The sequence below is a fragment of the Sphingobacterium sp. UBA5639 genome (assembly GCF_002421245.1).
In the GTDB taxonomy this organism is placed as follows: Bacteria; Bacteroidota; Bacteroidia; order Sphingobacteriales; family Sphingobacteriaceae; genus Sphingobacterium; species Sphingobacterium multivorum.
The window spans coordinates 355,804-381,639 of record NZ_DIJR01000005.1 but is presented as its reverse complement, the minus strand read 5'-3'; the positions used below and the strand labels follow the sequence as shown (position 1 = coordinate 381,639).

21 protein-coding genes and 1 tRNA gene are annotated in these 25,836 nt (G+C 40.2%); 7 read left to right on the top strand and 15 right to left on the bottom strand.

The features are described from left to right. Positions 1-3: 3 nt before the first annotated feature. The 9 genes from B4Z90_RS05450 to B4Z90_RS05410 all read right to left on the bottom strand — a co-directional run bounded on the left by B4Z90_RS05450 (position 4) and on the right by B4Z90_RS05410 (position 10,920). A complete protein-coding gene (locus B4Z90_RS05450; RefSeq protein ID WP_070569694.1) occupies positions 4-762 on the bottom strand; it encodes a prolipoprotein diacylglyceryl transferase in 759 nt (252 codons plus the stop codon). A gap of 137 nt (positions 763-899) precedes the next feature. After that, on the bottom strand, positions 900-2,060 hold the full coding sequence (lysA, locus tag B4Z90_RS05445; protein ID WP_070569692.1) for a diaminopimelate decarboxylase: 1,161 nt from the start codon (positions 2,058-2,060) through the stop codon (positions 900-902). Between the two features lie 15 nt (positions 2,061-2,075). Next, positions 2,076-3,389, bottom strand: a complete 1,314-nt coding sequence (locus B4Z90_RS05440; RefSeq protein ID WP_046675821.1) for an aspartate kinase — start codon at positions 3,387-3,389, stop codon at positions 2,076-2,078. Positions 3,390-3,513: 124 nt separating this feature from the next. Further along, entirely contained in the window at positions 3,514-4,461 is a 948-nt protein-coding gene (locus tag B4Z90_RS05435) for a D-2-hydroxyacid dehydrogenase (protein ID WP_115048054.1), read from the bottom strand. A 144-nt stretch (positions 4,462-4,605) separates the two neighbouring features. Then, positions 4,606-5,676, bottom strand: a complete 1,071-nt coding sequence (gene serC / locus B4Z90_RS05430) for a 3-phosphoserine/phosphohydroxythreonine transaminase (protein WP_070569687.1) — start codon at positions 5,674-5,676, stop codon at positions 4,606-4,608. Between the two features lie 186 nt (positions 5,677-5,862). Beyond that, on the bottom strand, positions 5,863-6,120 hold the full coding sequence (locus tag B4Z90_RS05425) for a hypothetical protein (RefSeq protein ID WP_070569685.1): 258 nt from the start codon (positions 6,118-6,120) through the stop codon (positions 5,863-5,865). 55 nt (positions 6,121-6,175) lie between these two features. Continuing rightward, positions 6,176-7,438: an NADP-dependent isocitrate dehydrogenase gene (gene icd, locus B4Z90_RS05420; protein WP_070569683.1), complete on the bottom strand. Its 1,263-nt coding sequence runs from the start codon at positions 7,436-7,438 to the stop codon at positions 6,176-6,178. Between the two features lie 25 nt (positions 7,439-7,463). Beyond that, positions 7,464-9,587 carry a cation:proton antiporter gene (locus tag B4Z90_RS05415; RefSeq protein WP_115048052.1) on the bottom strand — a complete coding sequence of 708 codons (2,124 nt, stop codon included), beginning with the start codon at positions 9,585-9,587 and terminating at the stop codon, positions 7,464-7,466. Between the two features lie 115 nt (positions 9,588-9,702). Then, entirely contained in the window at positions 9,703-10,920 is a 1,218-nt protein-coding gene (locus B4Z90_RS05410; RefSeq protein ID WP_070569678.1) for an ABC transporter permease, read from the bottom strand. Positions 10,921-11,071: 151 nt separating this feature from the next. Here B4Z90_RS05410 and fmt point away from each other — a divergent pair, with 151 nt between their 5' ends. Next, complete coding sequence (gene fmt, locus B4Z90_RS05405) at positions 11,072-11,989, top strand: methionyl-tRNA formyltransferase (protein WP_070569676.1); 918 nt, start codon at positions 11,072-11,074, stop codon at positions 11,987-11,989. On the opposite strand, the gene B4Z90_RS05400 is transcribed toward fmt, so the two are convergent. Further along, the gene (locus tag B4Z90_RS05400; protein WP_046675813.1) at positions 11,986-12,207 is read right to left on the bottom strand and encodes a helix-turn-helix domain-containing protein; all 222 of its coding nucleotides are present in this window, start codon (positions 12,205-12,207) and stop codon (positions 11,986-11,988) included. The two genes, fmt and B4Z90_RS05400, sit on opposite strands and share 4 nt — an antisense overlap. 390 nt (positions 12,208-12,597) lie before the next feature. On the opposite strand from B4Z90_RS05400, the gene B4Z90_RS05395 reads away from it, so the two are divergent. Continuing rightward, a complete protein-coding gene (locus B4Z90_RS05395) occupies positions 12,598-13,458 on the top strand; it encodes a sigma-70 family RNA polymerase sigma factor (protein WP_028068906.1) in 861 nt (286 codons plus the stop codon). Positions 13,459-13,588: 130 nt separating this feature from the next. Here the strand turns inward: B4Z90_RS05395 and B4Z90_RS05390 are convergent, their stop codons facing one another. Beyond that, complete coding sequence (locus B4Z90_RS05390) at positions 13,589-16,444, bottom strand: M16 family metallopeptidase (protein ID WP_286801566.1); 2,856 nt, start codon at positions 16,442-16,444, stop codon at positions 13,589-13,591. Between the two features lie 244 nt (positions 16,445-16,688). On the opposite strand from B4Z90_RS05390, the gene xerD reads away from it, so the two are divergent. Continuing rightward, positions 16,689-17,591 carry a site-specific tyrosine recombinase XerD gene (gene xerD / locus B4Z90_RS05385; protein WP_070569672.1) on the top strand — a complete coding sequence of 301 codons (903 nt, stop codon included), beginning with the start codon at positions 16,689-16,691 and terminating at the stop codon, positions 17,589-17,591. A gap of 278 nt (positions 17,592-17,869) precedes the next feature. Further along, a tRNA-Arg gene (locus tag B4Z90_RS05380) sits at positions 17,870-17,941 on the top strand. 45 nt (positions 17,942-17,986) lie between these two features. Here B4Z90_RS05380 and B4Z90_RS05375 read toward each other — a convergent pair. The 3 genes from B4Z90_RS05375 to B4Z90_RS05365 all read right to left on the bottom strand — a co-directional run bounded on the left by B4Z90_RS05375 (position 17,987) and on the right by B4Z90_RS05365 (position 21,385). Then, positions 17,987-19,066, bottom strand: coding sequence for a hypothetical protein (locus tag B4Z90_RS05375; RefSeq protein ID WP_070569670.1), 1,080 nt, complete (start codon positions 19,064-19,066; stop codon positions 17,987-17,989). Then, positions 19,053-19,670, bottom strand: coding sequence for a nicotinamide riboside transporter PnuC (gene pnuC, locus B4Z90_RS05370; RefSeq protein ID WP_070569668.1), 618 nt, complete (start codon positions 19,668-19,670; stop codon positions 19,053-19,055). Before pnuC ends, B4Z90_RS05375 begins: the two co-directional genes overlap by 14 nt. 215 nt (positions 19,671-19,885) lie before the next feature. Beyond that, positions 19,886-21,385: a malate:quinone oxidoreductase gene (locus tag B4Z90_RS05365; protein ID WP_070569666.1), complete on the bottom strand. Its 1,500-nt coding sequence runs from the start codon at positions 21,383-21,385 to the stop codon at positions 19,886-19,888. 513 nt (positions 21,386-21,898) lie between these two features. Between B4Z90_RS05365 and fabG the strand changes: the two genes are divergently transcribed. Further along, positions 21,899-22,642: a 3-oxoacyl-[acyl-carrier-protein] reductase gene (gene fabG / locus B4Z90_RS05360; protein ID WP_046675808.1), complete on the top strand. Its 744-nt coding sequence runs from the start codon at positions 21,899-21,901 to the stop codon at positions 22,640-22,642. A 274-nt stretch (positions 22,643-22,916) separates the two neighbouring features. Further along, a complete protein-coding gene (locus B4Z90_RS05355; protein WP_070569664.1) occupies positions 22,917-23,897 on the top strand; it encodes an acyl transferase in 981 nt (326 codons plus the stop codon). A gap of 149 nt (positions 23,898-24,046) precedes the next feature. On the opposite strand, the gene ypfJ is transcribed toward B4Z90_RS05355, so the two are convergent. Next, complete coding sequence (ypfJ, locus tag B4Z90_RS05350) at positions 24,047-24,916, bottom strand: KPN_02809 family neutral zinc metallopeptidase (RefSeq protein ID WP_070569662.1); 870 nt, start codon at positions 24,914-24,916, stop codon at positions 24,047-24,049. A 279-nt stretch (positions 24,917-25,195) separates the two neighbouring features. On the opposite strand from ypfJ, the gene B4Z90_RS05345 reads away from it, so the two are divergent. Continuing rightward, positions 25,196-25,777 carry a PhnA domain-containing protein gene (locus tag B4Z90_RS05345; RefSeq protein WP_046675805.1) on the top strand — a complete coding sequence of 194 codons (582 nt, stop codon included), beginning with the start codon at positions 25,196-25,198 and terminating at the stop codon, positions 25,775-25,777. Positions 25,778-25,836 lie beyond the last annotated feature (59 nt).

Here is a 25,836-nt window from a genome sequence, read left to right as displayed (position 1 = left end):
TTCCTATTTTTTGATTAAACGTTCATTTTTTAATAAATAAATATAATAAATTATCACCACGATGCAGGTAATTTGTATGGTACTTAGCCCCAAAAGTATAATTGCCCGTGGCTTAATAAAGTCCAAAAGGAAACGAAAACTAAAATAACTAAGCATAAAAAGCTGAAACAACACACCATTTCGATAATTGTATCGTCGTTTAAAAAGTTGGAGCGTTACAAATAAAAGCAGCAAAAATGCGATTTCATACAGCGCAACTGGATGCCGTTTGTAGGCATCGCCCAAGTACATCCCCAATGGAGAGGTAGTGGGAAAACCGTAGGTCTGCTCGAATACACCCGTGTAAAAACATCCTATCCTGCCAATGACAATTGCGGTAATTAAAGGAAAGACCATCCGATCCCCGGTACTTTCTTTTTTACCCATGATCTTTTTCATCCCTTCTACAGCAACCAAACCTCCTGCCAAACCACCGATTATCGTATTATTCACCCAGATGTAGGTCCATTTATGTGTCGCATTGAGCAACTCAGCCGGACGCTCGAGGGACCCGATAATATGCGAGCCGATTAAAGCGCCTAAGCCGGCAGCAATAACAATAAGAAGTGAATTGGTATGCCCTAAACTTTCCTCATCCTTCCACTTGAGCAGTTGGTAATAACGCATCCCTATAAACATCCCCAACCCTTCCATAAAAGGATGTAAGAGAAATGTTTTTCCAAACAAATCTATCGTAACCGGAAATTCAATTAGCACAAGCATAAACAAGTATACGAAAGACGATCAACAAAATGATAAACAAAATTGCTCACCAAGCAGACAGGACGCCAGCATTTAAAAACAAAAAAAGCCAGTCCGAGAAATGGACTGGCTTAAGAATAATTATTTTACGACAGCTATTAAAGCTGATTGCTATACACAAACCGTATTTCCTCACGGAGGTTATAACGCGAAGCCATCACTTCGCCATAGGCGCCTGCAGAACGAATGGCAATTAAGTCGCCACGTTTTGAGACCGGAAGTGGCACTTCCTTACCAAAACAATCTGAAGATTCACAGATCGGTCCAACCACATCATAGTTAATGGATTCTACAGTGTCCACCGCACTGATATTCTCAATTTTATGATAGGCCTGATACAAGGCCGGGCGCATTAATTCAGTCATTCCGGCATCCAATACCAAGAAATTCTTCTTGACACCATTTTTGACATACAAGACACGGCTTACCAAGCTTCCGCATTGCGCAACCAAAGCCCGTCCCAATTCAAAGTGCACTTCTTGCTGTGCTGTACGCTCCAGGAAGCGGTCGAAAATATCAAAATAGGCTTCAAAATCGGGAATTGTATTCCCATCCGGATTTTTATAATCTATCCCCAACCCGCCACCGACATTCAATACACGGATTTGTGTACCGCGTTCTTCAAACCAGTTTTTCCATTCATTGACTTTCACACACAGGCTTTTGAATACGGTCATATCCGTAATCTGTGAACCGACGTGAAAATGAAGACCTACCAATTCAATAGACTCACATTTTTTAAGCACGGCTGCACATTTTTCCAAATCGGCATTGGGCACACCAAATTTGTTTTCATCAAGCCCTGTTGTAATATAATGATGGGTATGTGCATCCACGTTTGGATTGATCCGTAAAGCTACATTCGCTTTTACACCTTTCTTTGAGGCAAGCTCATTGATGACCTCAAGCTCCTGAATGGATTCAACATTAAACGCGAAGATATTTTGATCGAGCGCGTAATTGATTTCCTTATCGGATTTACCAACTCCTGCAAAAGTAACTTTTTTGGAATCAAAGCCACATTCAATGGCTTTCTTCACCTCATTGCCGCTCACACAATCCGCACCAAAGCCGACCGCTTGAATCGCCTTCAATAACTCGTCATTAAAATTGGCCTTTAATGCATAATGAACATGAAATCCCCGTTTGTGCGAAGCAGCATGCGCAGCCTCCAGGGTCTTGTTTAACACATGCAGATCATAATAATAAAACGGCGTTTCTTTCTCTGCAAACTTCGCCGCGATACCTGTATTTATCATATAAAAACCTAATTCTTAAAATAAACGATTGTGCAATGAACGTAATGCTTCAGTTTTATGATCTGAATTCAATAGAATTGACACGTTAAAGTCTGAACCACCATACGAAATCATACGAACTGGAAGGTGTTTTACAGCATCAAGTACGCGAGCGGCATAGCCATGGCTATTCAAACCAAAATCCCCTACAACGCATACAATGGTCTGATCACCATCCACTGTTACTGAACCAAAATCTTCCACTTCTTTGATAATATCCGCCAAATTTGTGGTATCATCAATCGTCAAAGACACCGCCACTTCCGAAGTTGTGATCATATCGATTGGTGTTTTATAACGCTCGAATATTTCAAAGACACGGCGCAGGAAACCGTAGGCAAGTAGCATTCTCGACGAATGGATATGAATTGCTGTGATACCGTCTTTCGCTGCTATAGCACGAATACAACCTTTCTGCGCACCGTCTTTACTGATCAATGTCCCTTTTGCATTGGGTTCCATCGTATTCAACAACCGAACTGGAACGTTATATTTTTGCGCTGGGAACACCGATTGTGGATGTAAGATTTTAGCACCAAAATAAGCCAGCTCCGCTGCTTCATCAAAGCTTAGATGTGCAATCGGTGTGGTTCCTTTGACAACACGGGGATCATTGTTGTGCATCCCGTCGATGTCAGTCCAGATCTGAACTTCCTCGGCACGGATTGCTGCCCCGATCAAGGAAGCCGTATAATCTGAACCTCCACGGCGCAAATTATCAATTTCACCAAAAGAATTACGGCAAATAAAACCTTGCGTGATAAATAGGGTATTTTCTGGACTCTGGGCCAAAATATGGCTTAGCTTTTCGCCAATGTAATCAACCATAGGCTCATTGTCTTCATCAATTTTCATAAAGTCCAGGGCTGGCAAAAGCACGGATTTTACGCCAATTTCATTCAGGTAAAAATGCCATAAAGCGGTAGACATCAATTCGCCTTGTGCTAAAATAACTTTCTCCTCGATGGGTGTAAACAATTCGTTGGCCAAGGTAGAAATCAGGTTAAAATGGTAATCGATCAATTCTTTACCATTTTTATATCCCTGTTCAGTACTGAAAAGTTCTTTAATAAGGTCTTCGTACTTATCCTTATGCTTCTTGACCAACTCTTTAGCTTCGTCCTTCTTACCTGCTGTGTAAGCTTGACCGATTTCAACCAAAGCATTTGTCGTTCCAGCAACTGCGGACAACACGACGATCTGACGTTCAGCAGGGTTTACAATATCCAACAACCCTTTGATACGTGCTGCACTCCCCACGGAAGTACCACCAAATTTTAAAACTTTCATACTGAAGTTACAATTATTAAATTTCTGTGTGCCAATATAGGCAATTCATGAATTTATATTAAAAAAATGCGGCACAAAATCATGAAAGTTTTGTGCCGCATATCTGATATGTTATGCGGAAGAATTACTTCTTCAAGTTTTCGATCAGTAGACCGGCCAATTCTTCGCCGATTCTTTCTTGAGCTTCATTAGTTGCCGCTCCAATATGTGGCGTCAATGAAATTTTCGGATGTTTCAAAATCTCCTCACGTGGAGTAGGTTCGTTGTCGAATACATCTAAACCAGCAAATGCTACCTTGCCCGAATCCAATGCTTTCACCAATTCCAACTCATCAATAACGCCACCTCTAGAAGCATTGACTAAGCCTACACCATCTTTCAATAATGGGAACTCCGCAGCTCCAATCGCTGGTTTATCCAAAAATGGAACGTGTAAAGAGATAAAATCTGAAACTTTCAATAGCTCGTCCATCTCCACTTGTTGAATAGGCACGTCAACCTGGATACCACCTGAAAGTGTTATGGTCAACGCTTTTGGTCCTTCGAACAAATCCGTATAAACCACATCCATCCCTAGACCAATGGCGATTTTGGCAACTTCACGACCGATACGGCCAAATCCAACGATACCGATCGTCTTACCACGAAGCTCCGTACCGGCACCATAAGCTTTTTTAAGGGCGCCAAATTTTGTGTTGCCCTCAACTGGCATTTTTCTGTTGGCATCGTATAAGAAGCGGACACCATTCAATAGGTGAGCAAACACCAGCTCAGCAACGGATAGCGAAGATGCCGCCGGGGTATTGACAACAGCGATGCCTTTTGAACGGGCATATTCTACGTCAATATTATCCATGCCTACTCCACCACGGCCGATAACTTTCAAATTAGGGCAGCCATCAATCAGGGCCTGACGCACTTTAGTTGCGCTACGTACCGTGATTGCGTCATAAGCAAGAAGCTTTTCTGGAAGCTCTTCTTGTGGAATATGCGTTGTATCTACACTATGACCGGCATCTTCCAGCATTTTTTTTCCTAGTGGATCGATACCGTCATTCGCTAATATTTTCATCTTTATAATTCGTTTTTAAAGGTAGCAGTACCATTCAACTCATTGGAAGATCCAATCCCGTGAATACGATACGACCTTTATAATTCGTAATCTAACTAATTATTTATTCGTCAACTGTTAAATTTCAGCAACATGCATGCAGCCTTAGGCTGTATGCGTGTCCTCAAATTCTTTCATGGCATCAATCAACGCATTTACGCTGCTCAATGGTAAAGCATTGTAGATTGAAGCTCTAAATCCACCGACAGAACGGTGACCTTTGATGCCAATCAAATTACGTTCTTTCGCCAAAGCCAAAAATTCAGCTTCCAACTCTGGTGTATCCATCACAAAAGTAACATTCATGCGTGAACGGTCTTCTACAGCAGCAGTACCTTTGAATAATGGGTTGCGATCGATTTCATCGTATAAAGCACGTGCTTTGATGATATTCTCTTGTTCCAATACCGAAACACCGCCTTTTGCTTTTAACCAACGAAGGTTTAACATCGAAACAAAAATCGAATATACCGGTGGTGTATTGTACATTGAACCACCGTTGATATGCAATTGATAATCCAACATCGATGGAAGAATACGTCCTGATTTACCTAAGATATCATCTTTAACAATCACGAGTGTAACACCTGCAGGTCCCATATTTTTTTGAGCACCAGCATAAATCAAATCATAGTCAGCAACGTTGATCTCACGTGAAAAAATATCAGAAGACATGTCAACAACCACTGGCAAAGCGGTTTCGGGTTTATCAAAAACCTCCGTACCGTAAATGGTATTGTTGGCTGTATAATGAAAATATGCCGCATCTGTTGGGATGGCATATCCCTTAGGGATATAGGAATAATTTTTATCAATCGACGAAGCTACAACATCTACTGTACCGAATTTTTTAGCTTCTTTTAATGCTTTTGTAGCCCATACACCCGTATCCAAATAAGCAGCCTTACCGCCTTCAGGTAAAAGATTCAACGGCGCCATTGCAAATTGCAAACTTGCCCCTCCTTGAAGGAAAAGAATCGAATATCCCTGAGGTACTGCCAATAACTCGCGTACTAATTGTGTGGCTTCATCTATCACTGCTTCAAACTCTTTGGAACGGTGAGAGATCTCTAAAATTGATAAACCGGTGTTGTTAAAATCAATTACAGCTTCTGAGGCTTGTTGAAATACTTCCTTTGGCAGAATACATGGACCTGCTCCAAAATTATGTTTCATTGATGTTATAGTTTGTTTGATTGCTATTTTTTAACCCTAGCTAAGCAATCCGTTGTTTAAAAACCAAAGGTAAAATAAAATTATATATTTTTCAACTAATCTGTTTTTTTATTGAAAATTTATAAAATTCTAAATGATTTCAATAAAAAGATCGCACAACAAACAGCTAATTCAATGCAAAAAACATCAAATAAGCAACACTTTCCATGCCATATCTACCTGATTATCTTGCAAATACTCCTTAGCCTTGAGCTGAAGATGGGTATTACGAGAAGATTGATCACCAATAAAGGCATTTAGCAATTCGTAAATTTCAGGGAGACTCGTTATATCATCTACCTCCTGTGGCGTGGGTAAACGGTCGACCTGAGCCAACTTCATTTTTTCGTTCTCCGTAAAAACGGTCGATTCCTTTATAAAAAGTGGCAGCTGATTGTAATCCATAAAAAAGCAGAAATTTTATTCAAATTTCTGCTTAATATCTCAGAAAATAAAATTCTTATATTTTTTCAATAATTCGATCTGCAAATTCGCTTGTTTTGACCAAGGTCGCATCATCCATCAAATTGTAAAAATCCACCGTCACAGTCTTAGCCAATATCGTTTCTCCTAAGGCCTTAACAATTGCCGCCGCCGCTTCGGTCCAGCCGAGGTATTCGAATAGCATAACACCGCTTAAAATAACCGATGAAGGATTCATGGTATTGGTATTTGCAAAGCGAGGTGCAGTACCATGGGTGGCTTCAAAGACAGCGTGCCCGGTTTTAAAATTGATATTAGCACCCGGTGCGATCCCTATACCGCCAACCATTGCTGCCAGCGCATCAGAAATATAATCACCGTTCAGATTCAACGTTGCCACAACAGAAAAATCCCGTGGATTCAGCAGGATCTGCTGTAAAAAGTTGTCGGCAATCATGTCTTTAATCAAAATTTTACCGGAATCTAAGGCCACTTTTTGTTCTTGATTGGCAACCTCCACACCCTTTTCTTCTTTCGTTCGCTCCCACTGTCCCCACGTATAGGTTTTGTCGGCAAATTCCGTTTCAGCAACCTCATAACCCCAAATCTTAAAAGCCCCCTCCGTAAATTTCATGATATTTCCTTTGTGAACAATCGTCACGGAAGGCAAGTTGTGATCAATAGCATGTTCTATTGCTGCACGGACTAATCTTTTGGATCCCTCTTCAGAAACCAGTTTGACACCGACGCCTGTCGTGGCCGAGAAATTGTAATCAATATCAAGCTCATCATGCAAGAAATCCTGGAATCTGTTGGCTTCAGCTGTTCCTGCCTGAAACTCTATTCCAGCATAAATATCTTCGGTATTTTCGCGAAAAATCACCATATCCACATACTCGGGATGTTTGACTGGCGAAGGTACACCCTCAAACCATTTTGTCGGGCGTTGACATACATAGAGATCCAAATCCTTACGCAACGCAACATTCAACGAACGGATTCCCCCGCCTACTGGCGTGGTGAGCGGCCCTTTGATTCCAACCAGGTACTCTTTTAATACATTCAGCGTATCTTTTGGTAGCCATTCGCCTGTTTCGTTGAAAGCTTTCTCACCTGCCAACACCTCCTTCCATGTTATTTTCCGTTGTCCGCCGTACGCTTTCTCCACCGCCTGATCAAAAACACGCACTGCCGCATGCCAGAGGTCAGGACCAATGCCGTCGCCGATAATAAAAGGAATTGTTGGAAAATCTGGAACCTGTAAAGTTCCTTCACTTGACATTGTAATCTTATTTGACATAACCTTCAATTTTAACGGACAATAACTATCCCTTATTAAACATATTTCCGATTTCTTTGCTAATTTTTCTAAAGATTGGTGCAGCTTCAACATCTTCATATTCGTCGATGTGCGCATTTTCCACTCTACTAGGAAACACTAAAACAAGATTTTCGTTTGCATAAATACGATCTAATTTCTTTGCTACTCCATCCAGCGAATCCCGATAGGAAACTTCTCCATTTCTAGCCGACACAAAAATAAACATCGCATCCTCCTCCTTAAACGCTTTAAGGCCCTGTAAATTGTCCCAGTTGTCGTAATGTTTGAATGTGACAGGAACAGAATTTTTCAATTCGACGAGATGTTCTTCAATGGCAGCGGCAGAACGTGTATCAACCACAAAAGTGATGGACAGGGATAATTCCTTGGCAAACTTGACCACCTTCTCCAGCCAGTATTCGAAACCAAATTCCGCCTCGCACATCGGTGGTGCAAAAACGACAATCGACTTATTCGAAATAAAAGGTTTTTTAAAATGACATAACATCACATTAGCCGAGGTTCTATTTAAAATACTTTCCGTTTTCTCCCCGACAAACTTATCCATAAAATTGGCCGCACTTGGCCAGCCCAAAACAATACAATTGGCAGAAACCTCTTTTGCCGACCGCGCAACCCCGCTGGCAATGTTTAAATCTATTGTAGCACTTATATTCACATTTGTTTCACTACCCGAAGCATACCTGACCATATTGTCCAGGTTCTTCCGTGCTTTAGACATGTTTAATTGTGCCTGTTCATTATCTTTCACAACGGACACAATATTGACAGGATAGGAACATTTCTTGCTTTTAATATAGGTTGAAAAATCCAAAATCGGCTCCATATTATCCATATTAGCGATAGAAATCAAGATGTTTTCATCTTTTTCCTTTACCACATCAGTATGTTCTTCGTCCTGTTCGCCATCCATAACCACTTTACGTGAGGCATTTCCCGTCACCACCGTGGCGACAATGCAGGTCACCAAAATCAGCAGAATCGTACCATTAAGCACATTCTCATCGATAATGCCGTTCTTATGTCCAACCATAATAACGGCCAGTGTTGCCGCAGCATGTGCACTACTTAAACCAAATATTAGGTTACGTTGACCACGGCTGTATTTAAAAACAATCTGTGTCAGCCAGGCGGCCACATATTTTCCGACGATAGCCACAACGGTCAGTGTTCCGGCAATAATAAGAGCCTGCGGCCCTTTCAAGATCACGCTGACATCGACAATCATGCCCACAGATATCAAGAAGAAAGGAATAAAAATCGCATTACCGATAAACTCGATCCGGTTCATCAAAGCCGAAGAATGTGGAATCAGTTTATTGAGGGCCAGACCGGCCACGAAAGCCCCAATAATCGGCTCAAGGCCGGCAATTTCCGCTAGAAAGGCCGCAAAAAACACAACCGAGAGAACGAAGATATAATTGGACGTCTTCTCACTCCCCAAGCGCTCAAAAAACCATTTCGCGATCCTCGGAATAACACCAAACATGATAAACAGAAAGATAGCAAAGGAAATCGTCAGGGTAATCCAAAATTCATTACCTATATTTCCCTGAGAAACGCCAGTAATTACAGCAAGAATAATCAGCACGGCCGTATCGGTCAGGATTGTTCCACCGATCGTAATCGCAACAGCCTCCATTTTTGAAATACCATAGCTATTGACGATGGGATAAGAAACCAGCGTATGGGTAGCAAACATGCTTGATATCAACAAACTCGGCAAAACACCGTAACCCAATAAAAAGTGACAAACGGGATAGCCAATACTGATCGGCACGATGAATGTCAAGAAGCCAAAGAGCAAGCTCTTATTTTTTGTCTTTTTAAATTCATTCATGTCCAACTCGAGCCCGGCAATAAACATGATATAGAGCAGGCCTATTGTTGAAAAAAGCGTTATGGCCGAGTTTTTTTCCAGCCAATTTAGTCCATGCGGTCCAATAATAACGCCGGATATAATTAATCCTATAATCCCCGGAACCTTAATCGGTCGCAGTACAATCGGTGATAACAGGATAATAAAAAGTACCAGTGAAAATATAAGTACAGGATTTTGTAAAGGTGCTTCGAAGGCGTGGGAAATATGCTCAAAAGTTTTATTCATATGTGCTTGTATACTAGCCGTAAAATATAAATACTTATTTTTCTATACAGCTCGAAAAATAGTTAACAGCACTAAAAATACGATTTTTTAAAGAAAGCGAAGCCTAAAAAGAGCGTTACTTAAAAGAAATGGCTTTAATCGGACTAATTTTGGTAATTAGCATTGACGGAATAAATAAAGAGATCATTCCGATAAACACAACAGCCAAATTGACAAGAATCACATCAGACCATTGAAGTTGAACGGCCACATAGGAGATATAGTAGGTCTTCTCATCCAATTTAAAGAAATGGGTAAAATCCTGAAAAAAGTAAAAACCGAGGCCAATAAGATTACCGATTAACAATCCGAGGCCGATCAGGTACAAGGCACTGTACATGAAGACGCGGCGAATTCCGGCATTGTGATACCCCAACGCCTTTAAAATACCGATCATTGAAGTACGCTCAAGAATGGTGATCAGCAAGGCGGAAATCATATTGATAATAGCCACGACCGTCATCAATATAAAAATGATTTTGGTGTTCATATCCAGCAGTTCCAGCCACTGAAAAATATCGGGAACCTGATCCTTGATATTAATTGCCTGCATATCGATAGGCAACAGATCTTCAACCTTGTTTGTTGTCCGTTCGAGCTGACTAAAATCTTTGATCCGAATCTCATAGCCCCCTACCTCATGATCATCGAGGTTGCTCAGTTTGCGGATGACATTGAGAGACCCGATCACATAGACCTTATCTAATTCTTCAGAGCCTGTATTAAAAATGCCCTTAATGACAAATTTACGTTTGCGTATAGGATCCTGCACGAAATACATAATAAAATCGTCACCGACTTTTAAGAGCAATCGATCTGCGAGATACTTAGAGACTAAAATCTGATTATCGGCATTATCCGATTTAAAGTCTATCATATTCCCTTCCACCAGCATACCTTGAAACGGCTGCTGATTATACAATGAATCGATACCCTTGAGAACCACGCCTTCCACTTCATTGTTGACATTGATGATTCCGGCCTTGGTTGCAAAGGAACTGATGGAATTGACTTGAGGAATTGCCAATATGGACTTGCGGACCTCCGGTGCAAGTGTTATGGGCGAATTTTCGTAAGACTTATTCAGGTCGTAACGTAAAACCAATACATCGGCAAAAAAACTCCGTTGCTTACTGATAATCTCTCCCTTAAATCCGCGCAATACCGCAATAGATATAATAATCGCTGCAATAGCAAGAGCAATGGCACCAATAGTCACCCGAACGATCAATTTTGAGAACGTTCTTTTTCCAGAAAATGCGATCCGATTTGCTAAAAAATAAGGAAAATTCAAGCTTTCAATATATTTATGTAACTTCGCAAAGTTATAAAAATTTGTTATTTACAAAACTGAAATGACAAATTATTAGGTGTTTTTCAGTAGGCTATTCAACGAGGAGGCTCCTGCACTGGTTTAAAGAGTTTTATAAAAATTTTCAAGTATTATGCGTATTATTTTCATGGGTACTCCCGATTTTGCTGTAGCTTCACTTGAAGCACTGATTCAGTCTGGCGAACAAGTTGTCGCTGTGGTTACTGTACCGGATAAACCTGCAGGACGCGGACAAAAAATACATGAATCTGCGGTGAAAATATTTGCTAGACAACATAACATCCCAGTTCTTCAACCCGTGAAACTTCGCGATGAAGCATTTCTGAATGACCTCAAAAGTTTTCAGGCGGACCTACAGGTTGTGGTCGCATTTCGTATGCTACCTGAGATCGTCTGGAATATGCCTAAATTTGGAACAATCAACGTTCACGCCTCACTCCTTCCACAATATCGGGGTGCAGCACCGATAAATCATGCCATCATCAATGGCGAGAAAGAATCGGGCGTAACGACATTTTTACTACAGCACGAAATCGATACGGGAAACATCTTATTGTCGAAAAAAGTTACCATCAAAGAAACAGACAATGCCGGCGATCTCCACGACAACCTTATGGTGGCTGGGGCAGAAACGCTCCTTCAAACCATCCAGCAATTGAAGGCCGGCACTTTGCAGCCTAAACCTCAAGACGTCCTTCTCACCACGGAGCCACTCAAACACGCACCAAAAATCTTCAAAGAAGACTGTAAAATAAACTGGGATCAGCCCACTGCGCAGGTTTATAACTTCATTCGCGGTTTAAGCCCTTATCCAGCGGCATTTACCCTCTTAAATGATAAGGTACTAAAAATCTATCGCACAGAAAAAGAGCTTGCCCATACAGCTACAATACCGGGCACCGTAGAAACTGACAAGAAAAGTTTCTTAAAAATTGCGACACAAGACGGCTATATTGTCATTTCTGACCTTCAACTCGAAGGCAAAAAAAGAATGAATGTAGTCGATTTTTTAAAAGGCTATCGATTTTAACCTTTTTCATCACCACCATCATAATATTGCAGCAGATCACCAGGCTGGCAGTCTAGCGCTTTGCATATCGCTTCAAGAGTATCTAATCGCAATGCCTTCGCCTTTTGATTCTTGATGATTGAAAGATTGGAAAGGGTAATTCCGACGTTGTCACTCAATTGGTTAAGCGACATCTTTTTCTCTTTCATTATTTTATCCAAGTGAATTAAGATTGGCATAATATAATTTTTATTCTTTTAAATTTATTTAATGTCACTAATAAAACAAAAGATCCATCTTTTTGTTTTATCATAAAATTATCATTTTAAAATAAATTTGAGGAATGCATGGTGCATAATAAATCAGCTGCCGACGAGTTAAATTGTTTAGAACAATAAAAAAAATTAAACCTTTTAGCTCTTTAAATATCAAACAGTTGAATATTACAGCAACAGATAAGAGGAAAAAAAAATATTAAAATGGAATAGTTTTTGATGATTAAAAATTGAAACTCAAAAAAGCCTAACTCATTAAATATGAGTGGCTAGATAATCAATTTTCCATTAATAATTCAAAAATTTTTCGTATTTTCGCAAACATTTCTTAGAGAGGAGAATTAATAAAAATTAATGAGACAGCTCAAAATTACACAATCTATCACCAATCGTGAGTCACAGTCTTTGGACAAATACTTACACGAAATTGGTAAAGTAGACTTAATTACAGCAGAAGAAGAAGTAGAATTAGCACAGCGTATCCGCGAAGGCGATCAAGTTGCCTTGGAAAAATTGACTAAAACCAACCTTCGTTTCGTAGTATCAGTAGCAAAACAATATCAAAATCAAGGTTTAACCTTAGGTGATTTAATCAATGAAGGTAACCTGGGCTTAATTAAAGCGGCTAAACGTTTTGACGAAACAAAGGGGTTTAAATTCATTTCTTATGCCGTTTGGTGGATTCGCCAATCTATTCTTCAAGCAATTGCTGAACAATCGCGTATCGTACGTCTGCCATTGAATCAAGTTGGTTCATTGAGCAAAATCAGTAAGGCTTTCTCAAAACTAGAACAAGAATACGAACGGGAACCATCTCCAGAAGAATTGGCGGATATCCTTGAAACCACAGTAGACAAGGTTTCGGATACGCTAAGCAACTCTGGCCGTCACGTATCTATGGATGCTCCCTTTGTTCAAGGTGAAGAAAACACACTTTTGGACGTTTTGGAGAACCATGATCCAGACACAGACAGTTCTTTGATTGATGAATCTCTGTCAGAAGAAATCAAACGATCATTGGCAACATTAACAGAAAGAGAACGTGAAATTATCGTGCTTTTCTTTGGCTTAGGTTCCAATCACCAATTGTCGTTAGAGGAAATCGGAGAAAAATTCAATTTAACACGTGAGCGCGTTCGTCAGATCAAAGATAAAGCTCTTCAACGTTTGAGACACACTTCAAGAAGCAAAATCTTAAAATCCTATTTGGGTTAACAAGAGATACTTATTAGACATTTTGGCAATCCCAATCAGAAATGGTTGGGATTTTTTGTTCCTAATTTTTTAGCCAATAAAAAAGGGTTGCCTACTACGCAGGCAACCCTTCTGTTTTCCAGGACTCCTGTTATTTAGAATCCGGCATCAAAATAAATTCAAAAAGTCGATCTCTTTTCAAATATTTTCCGGCAACATCCTGCACCGACTTCGAAGTTACCTTCTTCAAATTGTCTATTCTACGTGTATATCGTGCAAGATCAAGATCATTCTGATAAGAACTTGATATATAATTCAGCCAATAACCATTTTCACGAAGATTTAACTCATTTTGTCGCTGTTGTTCTGCTAGGAACTTTTCGATATCTCCATTTTCGGGGCCTTTTTCCTGAATCTTTTTTACTTCATCCAAGGCCGAAGTGATTAAAGCATCAGCCTTATCTACTGCCGAACCAAAACCAATGGAAAAAGCATAACGTGCTTTTGGCAGCTTACTGAAACTCGCCCGAGCGCCCACGCCGTAAACTCCACCTTCTTTTTCACGGAGTCTTTCCAACAATTTGATCGTCAACACACTCTCCAAGGCTTCCATATTCACATTTTCAGTTTCATTATAGGTATAGTCCCCATAGTAGGCCAATTGCGTACTTGCCTTCTCCTCTTTGCCTTTATGAACAACTACGCGCTCGCCCTTGCTCGGCTCCAGAATATTTAAATCCTTGTAGCTTTCTCCTCTTTTAAGGGTCGGCAATGAAGCCAGGTAGGTTTCTAAATAAGGCTTGATCTGATTCTCGTCAAATGACCCCACAATTGTAAACACAAAATCCGAAGCATCAGCAAATCGTTCTTTGTAAATTGCCAAAGCACGTTCCCGATCAATTTTATTGATCGTTTCTACCGTTGGGTTTTGCCGGCGGACATTGTTGCCATAAAGCACTTCTTTCACTTTATCCGAGAATACATTATTTGGATTGCTCAACCTATTTTCCAAAGATCCTTTTGCCCGGGTCATGGTACTCTGGAAAATATCCTGATCCAATCGAGGCTCGGTAAAATAACCATAAATCAATTCAAAAGCATTCTTCAAGCCTTCTTTATCTGTACTACCTGAAATACCTTCGTAACGTTCGGAGATATACGGAGAGATGGAGACATCTTTTCCTGAAAGATACTTCGTAAGCTCAACGTTGTTCATTTGTCCAACGCCGCTTGCATCAATTAAAGAAGACGCATTGGAGGCTGAGAAGTAGTCTGCATCACTATAGCCTGATGTTCCACCCGGACTATACGCCATAATCTGTATCTCATCATTTTTAAAGTCCGTAGGCTTTAAGATTACTTTCACACCATTGCTTAAGATCAATTCTTTCGCTTGAACGGCGTCAATACTTTTTGACGATACAACAGTGCCTTTTACGGGCTCTTTTGAAAGCAAGGGAAGATTGGAAACTTTATCTTCATATGCTGTCACGGGACTCTCTTCCACTGCCTTTACCCAGCCCGTCACGGTAGACTCAGCGGGTAAATTGGCCTTATCCTTTTCTGGCCCCATAACTAAAACATCGCGGTTCAGATCGGTATAATATTTTTTCACCAAACCATTCACTTCCGACAGTTTCAAGGTTGGTAACAGCTGTTTTGTCAAACGATAAGCGTTTTCATTACTTAAAGCAGGTTCATCATCAATAAAATAATTGAGATAACGGTTTACATAGCTATCCGACTTCTTTTTATCACGCTCGATAAATGACATCTCGTTACCCTTTTTCATATCGGCGATGGCACGATCCAACTCCGTCTGTGTAAAACCGTATTTTTGAATGCGCTCAAATTCGGTTAACATCGCTTTAAATCCGGATTCCAACTCGCCTGGTTTAGGCACCACCAACAATGAAAAAGTATTAAGGTTAGCAACAAAATCGCTGATACTTCCACCTGCCTGCATAAAAGGAGGGTTCGGTTGTTGCATCAATTCAGAAAAACGCCCCGCGATCATCTGATTGAACACATTCTTCAACAGCTCGTTTCTGTAATCTCCTACCGTGGAAACCTTTTCTTTTTCGCTTTTGATCAAAATCTGTGCAACAGTGTAGGGCAGTTCCGGATCTGAAATAGCCAAGAACTGGTTCTTGTTTAACAGATCGACCCGATATTTTTTACGCTCCAACGCTTTTTTGGGCATTTTCATATCGGAAAACAATACTTTCACCCTTTCTTCCATCTCCTTGGGATCAATATCTCCAACGATGATCAGGGCCTGTAAATCCGGGCGATACCAGTCTTCATGGAATTTGCGTATTTCTGTGTAGGGAAATGTTTTCAGTATCTGTTCAGTTCCGATCGGCAAACGCTTGGAGTAAAGGGAACCATTGAGCAACATCGGAAAGTATTGATCCTGTAAACGCTGCTGTACTCCTCTTCCACCTCGTTTTTCTTCGAGAATAACACCCCGTTCTTTATCAATTTCTTCGCCATCCAACAAAGCGTCCTGAGCCCAATCGCGCATTACCTGCAAACCATTTTTTAAAAGTTCAGGATCGTCAGAAGGAATGGGCAGCTGATAAACGGTCTGGTCAAAGCTGGTATAGGCATTGAGGTCCGATCCAAATCGAACCCCCGCTTTCTGCAGGTAGTTAACCAATTCATTCTTTGGAAAGTGCTTCAGGCCATTGAAGTTCATATGTTCTAAAAAATGGGCCAAACCAAGCTGTTTTTCATTTTCTAGAATAGAGCCGGCCTTCATACCCAAATACATGGTAACACGGCCTTTAGGCTCGCTATTTTTACGAATAAAGTATGTAAATCCATTTTTCAGTTTCCCTGTCATGACTTCATTGTCGAAGGGTAATTTTTGATTCAGCGCCAAACTATCTTGGGATAGAATCGCGCGCGCTTCCGCAGTTAATGTGGTTGGCATTTTTGCTTCTGCTATATAGAACGTAGCCGGTAATAGAAAAGCTAATGCGAGTGGTTTAATGAATTTCATACAAAAAAATGTCTTTTTTCAGTTATTTTTGCTAATTGTTTTATATTAGGGTAAACGGAACAGGAGATCAATTGTCCCGATAAATCGTAAAATACAGATTAATACTTTTTTCATTATCCAAGGAGGAATCGGGACCCGCTATAAGGGAACGTCTCTTTGTATCACTTATAATCTGTAAAAATTCCACTTAAAAATACAGAATAACTTTCGAAAAGAACAACAGTTAATTGTAATTTTGTTGCAAATGGATTTTGAAAACTGGACTGATATAAAAAAAGAATTCGAACAATTCTTAAAGTTCGAAAGAGGCTTAAGCGTTAATTCAATTGATGCTTACTTAAATGACGTATCCAAATTTCAGATCTACTGCGAAGACAATCATTTGGTTTTAAATACTGTAACGAGAAAAAATATACAGGAGTTTTTGGCTTGGTTGCAGGAGTTTAATATTTCACCCTTCACACAATCCAGGCTGATCTCTGGCCTGAAGACTTTCTTTAGCTTTTTGATGATCGAGCATGAATTCGTCCACAATCCGACAGATCTTCTTCAGGCGCCACGCTTGGCACGCAAGCTGCCCAGCGTTTTGAGCATACATGAGATCGATCAATTGATCGCGGCAATCGATCTTTCTTCACCCGAGGGTGAGCGCAATAAAACGATCATCGAAATCTTATACGGATGCGGTCTCCGTGTTTCCGAACTTGTCACACTCAAGATATCGAACCTTTTTTTAGATGTTGAATTTATCAAAGTTGAGGGCAAGGGAAGCAAAGAACGCCTCATTCCAATTGGTCAACACGCCATTAAACACCTCCGTATCTACTTAGAAACGATCAGACCTCATATCAAGATTAAGGCCGGAAATGAAGATATTGTATTCCTCAACAGAAGAGGCGCCGCATTATCCCGGGTCATGATCTTCTTGATCATCAAAGAACTTGCCTTAAAAATCGGTTTACAAAAAACCATCAGCCCACATACCTTTAGGCATAGTTTTGCATCACATTTAGTGGAAGGCGGGGCAGATCTAAGAGCTGTACAAGATATGCTCGGTCATGAAAGCATTACCACGACCGAAATATACACACACATCGATAGGGACTACCTTCATTCCGTTATTACGCAATATCATCCACGGTCGTGATGAATGTCCGATCACCTTTTGCCAGCTCGGCCATCCAAATGAACTATACTGGTTTATTCAGGGGCAATCGTGCTAGCCTCCTCTCATTCCACATTGCCCGCCCGATGCTAAGCATATATGGAAACTATTATAGCATTGACGTAAAAAAATAGAGAATTGACAAAAGCTAAACGCTAAAATACTGACGATAAGATGCCTTAAAAATTGATTGCTAAAAGATATAATTTTATCACAAAGATTGTTTGTAAGATCTAGAAAATAGTATATCTTTGCCAGACGTTCCCGTAGTTCAATGGATAGAATTTCAGATTCCGGTTCTGACGATGTGGGTTCGACCCCCGCCGGGAACACATCCTATTTAACAACAAAGACTATCCTAGGATAGTCTTTGTTGTTTAGAAGCTCTTTTGCAATAACTTGTGTTGCGAAGCCGTAAAAATATTCCGGAAGATGATATTGATTTCATGGTCAATGGCGGCCCCCGAAATTCCGGTGTGTGGATAGAGTCTTATCGTATTTGTTAAGATAGATTCCACAAAATCTCTACTTTGTATCCCTATCTGTTCATAAATCGCTGCATTATCATTTCCATCGTGAAGATTTTCCCAAGAAAGAGCGGCCAAATTCATGATTGCTTCCCTCCGATTAACATAATCTTGCTGAAATTCATCGAGTACCCTAAACGCTTCTTTACTTTCAGTCTTCTCCCATTTGGATTGATTGCTTTTTAACACAAATAGTTTTTCGATTAAATCCAAAAAGCGCTTATACATTCCCGTAAAGTTGGCCAGTAAAGTCAATTCCGCAAAAGGCATAAAGGGATATTGATACAACAGCTCGCGACGTGTACTTTTTGCCGCATCAATCTCAAAAGACTGCCTGCTATCAACGAGAACGTCTTCCAGCGAAAAAGAATGCGAAGCTGTAGCTTCCAATCCAAATGTATCCCAGTCATAGTGAATCAGTACATGATCCCGATCGACAAAAAATGATTTTATCAGCGGTTCACCTTTTTCGTCCAAAACGGGTTTTCCCGCCTCCTGAATTGCGGCATTTAATGTGAAGTGCGTTAAATGTGGCGCTCCGGTAGCATATCTCCAGAAACCACGGAGTCGATAGTGGTCCCCTTCACGCGTAGCAGTACCAGATGCCTGTCCACTACCTCCGAAACAAACCCGATCCGTTTCGAAAATTTGATTTCCTATAAGGGGATCAATAAAACCGACAAACAGATTTGCTCCTGAACATAAGGTTACTGTCCAGGCTAATCCCCCATCCCAATAAGCCAGATCAGCCAATAAACTGAGTCCTTCAGGTACACTTAACCCCAATCCACCTAATGCACGGGGAACCCAAATCTTAAACCACTTCCGACGGTAAATCAGATCCAGTTGTCCATCTGACAACGTTTTCTGCTGAATTCCTTTTGCCTGATTATCTTTCAGTATAGCGATATCTTCGCTATTGAATTGCATATCTTTCTTCACGTATTATTCTCCTCCAATTAAAATACCCACTAAATGCCATAACAAATAAAAATAACGTCAAGCCCGAATAAAGAAACAGCCCTTTATGGATCAGTAAAGGAATTGCCATCAGATTACTGATATTCAACAATATCCAGTTTTCTATCTTCCGCTTTGCCAATAACCACATCCCTGCCCAAGCTGTACAGGAAACTGCAGAATCCCAAAGCGGTACATCAGAATCTGTTAAGTGTACCAATCCGAAATAAAACAACAGAAAACCGACAGCACATATGCCACCTACTATCCACCATTCTTTCGGCTCACAGTGTGTTATGGGCGTAGCTACATCACGACTATATTTCCAATAGATCCAGCCATAGATGCTCATGATCAAGTAATAGAGATGTAGCAATATTTCGGCATATAGTTTCGCATGGAATAATACGTATACAGAAATTAAGATACCAATAATCCCAAAAATGTAATTGATCGATTTATTTTGCCGGGAAAACCAAACTTGTAAAACACCAAAAGATACCCCCAACCATTCCGCAATGGTGGCCTGTTGAATCTGTTTTACAAAAGCTTCGAAAATTGTTTCAGAAGTCATCGCCTTGTTTATTATATCGTGTCATTCATAATAAACCTATGGGAGAGAAACGGCTATTTTTTATTGAAATTAAATCCCTACGCCAGCATTACCTGGATCAGGTATATAAAAGCGATTGTACAAGGAGGTACAATCGCTTTTATTGGGTATAATCTCAGCCGAGAATGACCATGGTCATTCCAAGCACCCCATAAGTATATTTTCTGTCGAATTGATTATTCTATATCAATCAATTTCAACGCTTTGTGCGTACGCGTACGCGTTTCTTTACAAAGTTGCGCATCATCGTTCAATGATTTCCCGTGTGAAGGGATCATTTCACGTAGTTTTTTACGGTATTCATCTGATTTGGCACGTTCAGGGAAACATCTCTTCAACAGGCTGATCATAATAGCCACTGACGTCGAAGCTCCAGGAGACGCTCCTAATAGCGCAGCAATAGAACCATCGGCACTCGAAACGACCTCTGTACCAAATTCTAAAATTCCACCTTTCTTTTCATCTTTCTTGATGACCTGAACACGTTGTCCTGCTTTCTCGATAACCCAATCCTCCAATTTAGCTGTAGGCATAAATTGTTTTAAAGACTCCAGTTTATCTTTTGGTGACTTCATGACTTCAGTAATAAGATACTTCGTCAACGGTAAGTTGTCAAGTCCGGCTGATAACATCGGACGGATATTGGACAATTTGATAGAAGCCGGTAAATCGAAGTAAGACCCCTGTTTTAAGAATTTAGTTGAGAAACCTGCATATGGTCCAAACAATAACGCTTGCTTGCCATCAATATAACGTGTATCTAAGTGCGGTACAGACATTGGAGGCGCACCGACAGAAGCTTTACCATACACCTTCGCATGGTGTGTATTAATGATCTCTTCATTCACACAACGCAGCCATTGGCCTCCCACCGGGAATCCGCCATAGCCTTTCGCTTCGGGTATTCCAGATTTTTCCAACAATAACAACGAGTGCCCACCGGCTCCAATAAATACAAATTTTGCCTTGATTTCTCGCTTTGTTCCTGTCTTTAAATCTTTGACTTCCACTTCCCAGCGACCGTCATCTTCACGTTCGATGTCAATTACTTCGTGGTTTAAGGAAATCGAAATATTTTCTTTATTTTCAAGATTAGCGATCAAATCACGTGTCAACGACCCAAAATTTACATCAGTACCCAGATCCATTTTTGTCGCAGCGATTTTTTCGTCTGCCGCACGTCCTTCCATCATCAATGGAATCCACGATTTCAACAATGCTGTATCTTCGGTATATTCCATCCCTTTGAACAAGTTTTGGGTCGTTAGTGTTTCCCATCTTGTCTTTAGAAATTTAGCGTCTTTTTCACCAAAAACCGCACTCATGTGTGGAATACTACGGATAAAATTTTCAGGTTGGGCAATAATGCCTTTATCAACGAGGTAGGACCAAAATTGCTTAGAGACTTCAAATTGCTCGGCAATTTTCACTGCTTTATCAATCTTGACAGAACCATCTTTCTGTTCGGGGGTATAATTTAACTCGCATAAAGCAGAGTGACCCGTGCCAGCATTATTCCATGCGTCAGAACTTTCAGCAGCCACAACATCCAAACGCTCAAGAATTTCAATATTAACGTCTGGGCTTAATTCATTGATTAGAGTACCCAAAGTAGCACTCATAATACCGGCGCCGATCAGAACAACGTCAACTTCTTTATTTGATTTTTTGCTCATGTTTTTGTGATTGATGCAAATTTAATATAGTTTTTGGTAAACGTCCAAGTCTTTTGTCAAAAAACTGTACTTTTTAGAACCACTTATTCAAAAATACCATTGATTTATTAAAATAATCCTAAGTGAGCAATCGCTTACCGCAAAATTCTAAAAATGTTACCTTAAAACACTCCCCCACTCCAAGATAAACACCGGGTCAGCACACAATGTTTTTCTATTTTAAACCGTTATTTATCGAAAGATTTTGTGTTATAATATAGTTTTAACATTTTTGCAGAACGTCGATAGGCAATAGTGTACACGATGGCTAAAAAATAAGATCATTTATTCGCTCATACTATAGCATCGAGAAAAACACAAACACTGTGGCATAACCAAGATAAACCTAATGGAAGCGAGTTCATGTATCGTGTTGAATTCCAAGATCAGACGGGCTGTGAGCGAAAGAAAGCACGAGGAAAATGGTCATAAATGCCATAGTGTAATTAATTGAAGAACAAATAACTTATACAGATGAAAATACTTGAAGGAAAAATTGCTTTAGTAACAGGAGCATCAAAAGGAATCGGAAGGAAAATTGCAGAAGTCTTTGCACAACATGGTGCTAACGTCGCTTTTACGTATCTTTCTTCTGTCGAAAAAGGACAGGCGTTGGAGCAGGAGCTTCAGGCTTTTGGCACCAAAGTGATTGGTTATCGCTCTGACGCTTCAAAATTTGAAGAAGCAGAACAATTGATCAATGCGATCGTCGCTGATTTTGGCGGATTAGATATTGTTGTAAATAATGCTGGTATCACAAAAGACGGCCTGTTAATGCGTATGACCGAAGAGAATTGGGATGATGTATTAAATGTCAACTTAAAATCTGTCTTTAACGTTACAAAAGCTGCTTCAAAAATTATGATGAAAAACCGTAAAGGTTCATTTATCAATATGTCATCCGTTGTTGGCGTTCAAGGAAATGCTGGTCAGGCAAATTATGCTGCATCAAAAGCTGGTATCATTGGGTTCACAAAATCGGTCGCTAAAGAATTAGGTTCTCGTAATATCCGTGCAAACGTAGTTGCTCCAGGCTTTATACGTACCGAAATGACAGATGTACTGGATCCTAAAGTTGTGGCAGGATGGGAAGCTGGAATTCCATTGAAACGTGCTGGCCAACCAGAAGATGTTGCCAATGCATGTCTTTATTTAGCATCTGACTTATCGGCATACGTAACCGGACAGGTTCTTCCTGTTGATGGTGGTATGTTATAAAAAATAACAGGCTTAGGTCAAGTTTTCTTACCTTGACCTAAGCCTGTTCTCTAGTTATGTTTTACGACGATCCCGATCTATCTACCCCTCTAATCCGGTTATACTGGACAAAGACACTATACTGCTCCTTCTGTTTACAGAATTTTCTGTCTCCACATACCTGTATTATTAATAATACCAAACATCTTCAATAGGCTTCTGATAAGAAGGAATCTATAGATCGCCTTCAATATTTACAAATTTTCGTTAATTTTGTCGATCAAATTTAAATGCTATGGCGAACTGGAAGGATTTTTTTGAAATTAAAACCGAGGATGATTTTAATCAGCATTGTTTAGATACCTACCAATTCCAGAGCCAGCATTGTAAGGTTTATCGTGACTATATCAGCCTCCTCGGCAGAGAAAAAGACCTTATTCAGCACTATACGGATATTCCTTTTATGCCTATTGAATTTTTTAAGACGCAACAGGTTATTGCTGAAGGAATGGAGGCTGAAATCGTATTCTCGAGTTCGGGTACAACGGGTATGGTCACCTCAAAACATTTAGTCGCTGACCTCCGTATTTACGAACGCACTTTCCGTCGTATTTTTGAAGACTTCTATGGGCCACTGAGCCATATTGCCATACTGGCCCTTCTACCCTCATACCTTGAAAGAAGCGGTTCATCTTTAATCTACATGATTGATGATCTCATGAAGCAAAGTGAGCAGCCTGAAAGCAATTATTTTCTCTATAACCACCAAGAGCTTTACGATACACTTGTGGCGCTCAAAAATAAAGGCACAAAAACAATCCTTTTCGGCGTAACGTACGCCCTACTCGACTTCATTGAACAATACGCCTTTGAATTTCCTGAACTGATTATTATGGAAACTGGCGGAATGAAAGGTAAGCGCAAGGAAATGGTCAAACAGGAAATCCATAAACTCCTGGAAGAAGCCTTTTCCGTCCATGGAATCCATTCGGAATATGGCATGACAGAATTACTCTCACAAGGTTATTCTTCAGGTCAGGGAATTTTCCATCTTCCCAAATGGATGAAAATCTTGATTCGCGACACCAATGATCCATTGAGCCTAATTCCCATGAATAAAACTGGTGGTATCAACGTTATCGACCTTGCGAATCGTTACTCGTGTTCATTTATAGCCACGCAGGATTTGGGTAAAGTATATCCAGATGGATCTTTTGAAATATTAGGACGTTTTGACCAAAGTGATATCAGGGGATGTAATTTGTTGGTTCAATAATGATCCAACATGATTCAGCACGGGTTTTGTGATGATCCTTTATATTCCCAAATAAATGAAAGCGTAGGTGGTGAAACACATAGGGCAATTAAATTAAAACACCTGTTCATGATGTGTGAACAGGTGTTTTTTCATTCGAAGTATGATCTTTATTTCAGACTCGGATCTTCAAAGGTGTTGCCCGATCGCATATCCCCCGAATCATATCCCTTTTTAAACCATTCCATACGTTGAGCGGACGTACCATGCGTAAATGATTCAGGAACAGCATAGCCCTGTGCCTCTGTCTGTAATTTATCATCTCCCACTGCTTCGGCAGCTTTCATACCGTCCATAATATCATTATAATCGATTTTTATATCGGTATATTCATTGAGATAATGCGCCCATACTCCAGCATAAAAATCAGCTTGCAGTTCGGTCATCACAGAGATCCGGTTATTTTCGCGTTCACTCATTTGCCCACGGGCCTGATTGGTCTTTGGTAATAAACCCACCAACTGTTGGATATGGTGTCCAACCTCATGGGCAATTACATACGCCATGGCGAACTCTCCCTTCGCCCCGAATTTATCCGACAGTTCTTTACTAAAGCTCAGATCCAGGTAAATCTTTTGATCGCCAGGACAATAAAAAGGTCCGTAAGAGGCCTGTCCCATGCCACAACCATCCGTTTGTGTACCACCATCATAAAAAACAAGGGTAGTAGGCGTATAACTCTTCTGCATCTGCTCTTTAAACAGCTTTGCCCAAACATCCTCTGTACTTTGGAGTACAGTCAAGGAGAATTCGGTTAGCCTTTTTTCTTCAGGATTTAACTCACGTGGCTGCCCGGACTGTTCGGTTTGCGCCCCCATATTTTGAGCCTGCTGTAAGAGTTGACTCGGATCTCCACCCATCAAAAATCCAATGACCAAAACAATAATTCCACCAATTCCTCCTAAAGCAATTTTTCCTCCCCCCGACATTCCTCTGCGGTCTTCAAAATTACCACTTTGTTTACCTCCTTGCCATTTCATAGTATTTCTATATTACAGTTAATAATCTTTTCTAATGTTGGATAAACACAAATTCGGTACCAATGTTTTACATGAAGTAGATTTATTTGAAGAAAAAACTCATGCTACAATTTACATTATAGCTCGCTCATATCATAAATTTACCAGTAAGAAAAGATAGTCATTAGCAAAAACAATGCTTTAAAGGGACAAAAACAGGAGTTATTTCTCTAAGTCGTGATATTCGTCATTGTACATCAAAACAAATTTGGCTAAGTTTGGGCTTTCAAAAAAATTGACATGAAATTAGAAGAACAATTACAAGCGAGAGCTGGCGGAAAATGTGAGCTGACAGGCGAAGATGCCACTTTAATTGCTTATACATTACCACCGGAAATAACATCAAATTTGGACAATACTTTACTGATTTCAGAAACATTGGTCAATCAGCTCAACAAAACGGAGCAATTAAATCCGGACGATTGGAAATTCCTTCCAAATGCAATGTGGTCCGAGAACCCATCGGTACAAATTGTATGCTGGCGTATGTTAAACCGACTAAAAAATGAAGGTTGGGCGTCTGAAGCATTGGATATTCTCTATTTAGACGATGAGACACTAGCTGAAGCTAAGAAAACTGGAGACCATGAAAATGACGGCTATGTTTCATTTCATGAAGATAGCATCGGGCAACGACTATTGGAGGGCGACACTGTTGTTCTGACAAAAACGCTTGATGTGAAAGGCTCCTCTTTAAAAGCGACTTTAGGTACCGTGGTTAAGAATATTCGACTTGTAGCAGACAATATCGAACAAATTGAAGGAAAGATTGAAGGTCAAACCATCGTGATTCTGACCAAATATCTCCGTAAACAAAATTAAAATAGACTTTTCGTCTAAATAATTAAGGCTTAAACTGGGGAACTCCTGTTTAAGCCTTA

Excerpts from the sequence above, each read along its gene's own strand:
- serC (WP_070569687.1), bottom strand. The coding sequence starts at position 5,676 with ATGAAACATAATTTTGGAGCAGGTCCATGTATTCTGCCAAAGGAAGTA.
- B4Z90_RS05375 (WP_070569670.1), bottom strand. The coding sequence starts at position 19,066 with ATGCAATTCAATAGCGAAGATATCGCTATACTGAAAGATAATCAGGCA.
- B4Z90_RS05345 (WP_046675805.1), top strand. The coding sequence starts at position 25,196 with ATGAAATTAGAAGAACAATTACAAGCGAGAGCTGGCGGAAAATGTGAG.
- B4Z90_RS05365 (WP_070569666.1), bottom strand. The coding sequence starts at position 21,385 with ATGAGCAAAAAATCAAATAAAGAAGTTGACGTTGTTCTGATCGGCGCC.
- B4Z90_RS05400 (WP_046675813.1), bottom strand. The coding sequence starts at position 12,207 with ATGCCAATCTTAATTCACTTGGATAAAATAATGAAAGAGAAAAAGATG.
- pnuC (WP_070569668.1), bottom strand. The coding sequence starts at position 19,670 with ATGACTTCTGAAACAATTTTCGAAGCTTTTGTAAAACAGATTCAACAG.
- B4Z90_RS05395 (WP_028068906.1), top strand. The coding sequence starts at position 12,598 with ATGAGACAGCTCAAAATTACACAATCTATCACCAATCGTGAGTCACAG.
- B4Z90_RS05390 (WP_286801566.1), bottom strand. The coding sequence starts at position 16,444 with ATGAAATTCATTAAACCACTCGCATTAGCTTTTCTATTACCGGCTACG.
- ypfJ (WP_070569662.1), bottom strand. The coding sequence starts at position 24,916 with ATGAAATGGCAAGGAGGTAAACAAAGTGGTAATTTTGAAGACCGCAGA.
- icd (WP_070569683.1), bottom strand. The coding sequence starts at position 7,438 with ATGTCAAATAAGATTACAATGTCAAGTGAAGGAACTTTACAGGTTCCA.
- B4Z90_RS05415 (WP_115048052.1), bottom strand. The coding sequence starts at position 9,587 with ATGAATAAAACTTTTGAGCATATTTCCCACGCCTTCGAAGCACCTTTA.
- lysA (WP_070569692.1), bottom strand. The coding sequence starts at position 2,060 with ATGATAAATACAGGTATCGCGGCGAAGTTTGCAGAGAAAGAAACGCCG.
- xerD (WP_070569672.1), top strand. The coding sequence starts at position 16,689 with ATGGATTTTGAAAACTGGACTGATATAAAAAAAGAATTCGAACAATTC.
- B4Z90_RS05440 (WP_046675821.1), bottom strand. The coding sequence starts at position 3,389 with ATGAAAGTTTTAAAATTTGGTGGTACTTCCGTGGGGAGTGCAGCACGT.
- B4Z90_RS05425 (WP_070569685.1), bottom strand. The coding sequence starts at position 6,120 with ATGGATTACAATCAGCTGCCACTTTTTATAAAGGAATCGACCGTTTTT.
- B4Z90_RS05450 (WP_070569694.1), bottom strand. The coding sequence starts at position 762 with ATGCTTGTGCTAATTGAATTTCCGGTTACGATAGATTTGTTTGGAAAA.
- fmt (WP_070569676.1), top strand. The coding sequence starts at position 11,072 with ATGCGTATTATTTTCATGGGTACTCCCGATTTTGCTGTAGCTTCACTT.
- fabG (WP_046675808.1), top strand. The coding sequence starts at position 21,899 with ATGAAAATACTTGAAGGAAAAATTGCTTTAGTAACAGGAGCATCAAAA.
- B4Z90_RS05435 (WP_115048054.1), bottom strand. The coding sequence starts at position 4,461 with ATGAAAATATTAGCGAATGACGGTATCGATCCACTAGGAAAAAAAATG.
- B4Z90_RS05355 (WP_070569664.1), top strand. The coding sequence starts at position 22,917 with ATGGCGAACTGGAAGGATTTTTTTGAAATTAAAACCGAGGATGATTTT.